This is a genomic window from Vibrio sp. VGrn 2 (genome assembly GCF_009361695.1).
GTDB lineage: Bacteria > Pseudomonadota > Gammaproteobacteria > Enterobacterales > Vibrionaceae > Vibrio > Vibrio diabolicus.
This window is the reverse complement of the sequence record NZ_RBWD01000038.1, coordinates 1-2,503: the sequence shown is the minus strand read 5'-3', so window position 1 is coordinate 2,503 and position 2,503 is coordinate 1. Positions and strand designations below refer to the sequence as shown.

The 2,503-nt window shown below is 53.7% G+C and carries 1 protein-coding gene; it reads right to left on the bottom strand.

Going from position 1 to position 2,503, the window contains the following annotated elements; genetic code table 11:
- On the bottom strand, positions 1–2,503 hold a 2,503-nt coding region (locus D8S93_RS24720), incomplete at both ends, for a tandem large repeat (protein ID WP_152816213.1).

The following is a 2,503-nucleotide window of genomic DNA, read 5'->3' as shown; positions in this document are numbered from 1 at the left end:
CGGTTGCCACTAATGAGGTGATCGTCGTGCCACCTAACTCCGCTGCGGCGGATTGCAGATCTTTATCGAATTCCAGCGTTACCGTCACGCTTTGGCCGATGGCTTGATGCTCAGGCGTAAACGTCACATTAGTCAGCGTTGGCAGAGACTGCGCGAGTGTAAAGCTCTGGCTTTCACTCACTTCAATGCCCGCTGAGTTTGTCCCCGTCACCATCACAGTATAAGTGCCATTGGTTTGGTGACTCATATCCATTGCGTCACTGGTCCAAGTGCCACCAGCTTGTACCGTTGCACTGCTGCTTTTTAGTACCGTCGCGCTGCCTTGTGCTTTCACTTCAAGACGCAGGGACTGGCCGTCAAAACGTGTCGACGTACCTTCGAATTGTAGCGTGGCGGCAAGCGTTTCATCCACATTGCCCACCGGCGTAATAGCTAAGGTCGGCGTGATCGGCATGGAGTAAGCCGTGTTCTGGCTACCGGTATTTCCTGATAAGTCTTGGTAGTCACGAACCAGCAACGCCACATTGAGCTCTGACGTACTTGGTACCACCACATCACCAGTCCAAACGCTTGGATCCCCGGTTGCCACTAATGAGGTGATCGTGGTACCACCTAACTCCGCAGCGGCGGATTGCAAATCTTTATCGAATTCCAGCGTCACCGTCACGCTTTGGCCGATGGCTTGGTGCTCAGGCGTAAACGTCACGTTAGTCAACGTTGGCAGAGATTGCGCCAATGTAAAGCTCTGGCTTTCACTCACTTCAATACCCACTGAGTTCGTCCCTGTCACAGTCACGGTATAAGTGCCATTGGTTTGGTGACTCATATCAATTACGTCACTGGTCCAAGAGCCACCGGCTTGTACTGTCGCACTGCTGCTTTTCAATACCGTCGCGCTGCCTTGTGCTTTCACTTCAAGACGCAGGGACTGGCCGTCAAAGCGTGTCGACGTGCCTTCGAATTGTAACGTGGCGGCTTGCATTTCATCCACACTGCCCACTGGAGTGATGGCTAAGGTCGGCGTGATCGGCATGGAGTAAGTCGTATTCTGGCTACCGGCATTCCCTGATAAGTCTTGGTAGTCACGAACCAGCAACGCCACATTGAGCTCTGACGTGCTTGGTACCACCACATCACCAGTCCAAACGCTTGGGTCCGCGGTTGCCACTAATGAGGAGATCGTCGTGCCACCTAACTCCGCTGCGGCGGATTGCAGATCTTTATCGAATTCCAGCGTTACCGTCACGCTTTGGCCGATGGCTTGATGCTCAGGAGTAAACGTCACGTTAGCCAGCGTTGGCAGAGACTGCGCGAGTGTAAAGCTCTGGCTTTCACTCACTTCAATGCCCGCAGAGTTCGTCCCTGTCACCATCACGGTGTAAGTGCCATTGGTTTGGTGACTCATATCAATCGCGTCACTGGTCCAAGTGCCACCGGCTTGTACTGTCGCACTGCCGCTTTTTAGTACCGTCGCGCCGCCTTGGGCTTTCACGTCAAGACGCAGCGACTGACCGTCAAAACGTGTCGACGTGCCTTCGAATTGTAACGTGGCGGCATGCGTTTCATTCACACTGCCCACTGGCGTGATGGCTAAGGTCGGCGTGATCGGCATGGAGTAAGCCGTGTTCTGGCTACCGGTGTTTCCTGATAAGTCTTGGTAGTCACGAACCAGCAACGCCACATTCAGCTCTGACGTGCTTGGTACCACCACATCACCAGTCCAAACGCTTGGGTCCGCGGTTGCCACTAATGAAGTGATCGTCGTGCCACCTAACTCCGCAGTGGCAGCTTGCAATGCTTTATCAAATTCCAGCGTCACCGTCACGCTTTGGCCGATGGCTTGATGCTCAGGCGTAAACGTCACATTAGTCAGCGTTGGCAGAGACTGCGCGAGTGTAAAGCTCTGGCTTTCACTCACTTCAATGCCCGCTGAGTTTGTCCCCGTCACCATCACAGTATAAGTGCCATTGGTTTGGTGACTCATATCCATTGCGTCACTGGTCCAAGTGCCACCAGCTTGTACCGTTGCACTGCTGCTTTTTAGTACCGTCGCGCTGCCTTGTGCTTTCACTTCAAGACGCAGGGACTGGCCGTCAAAACGTGTCGACGTACCTTCGAATTGTAGCGTGGCGGCTTGCATTTCATTCACACTGCCCACCGGCGTAATAGCTAAGGTCGGCGTGATCGGCATGGAGTAAGCCGTGTTCTGGCTACCGGTATTTCCTGATAAGTCTTGGTAGTCACGAACAAGCAACGCCACATTGAGCTCTGACGTGCTTGGTACCACCACATCACCAGTCCAAACGCTTGGGTCCGCGGTTGCCACTAATGAAGTGATCGTCGTGCCACCTAACTCCGCTGCGGCGGATTGCAGATCTTTATCGAATTCCAGCGTTACCGTCACGCTTTGGCCGATGGCTTGGTGCTCAGGCGTAAACGTCACGTTAGTCAGCGTTGGCAGAGATTGCGCGAGTGTAAAGCTCTGGCTTTCACTCACTTCAAT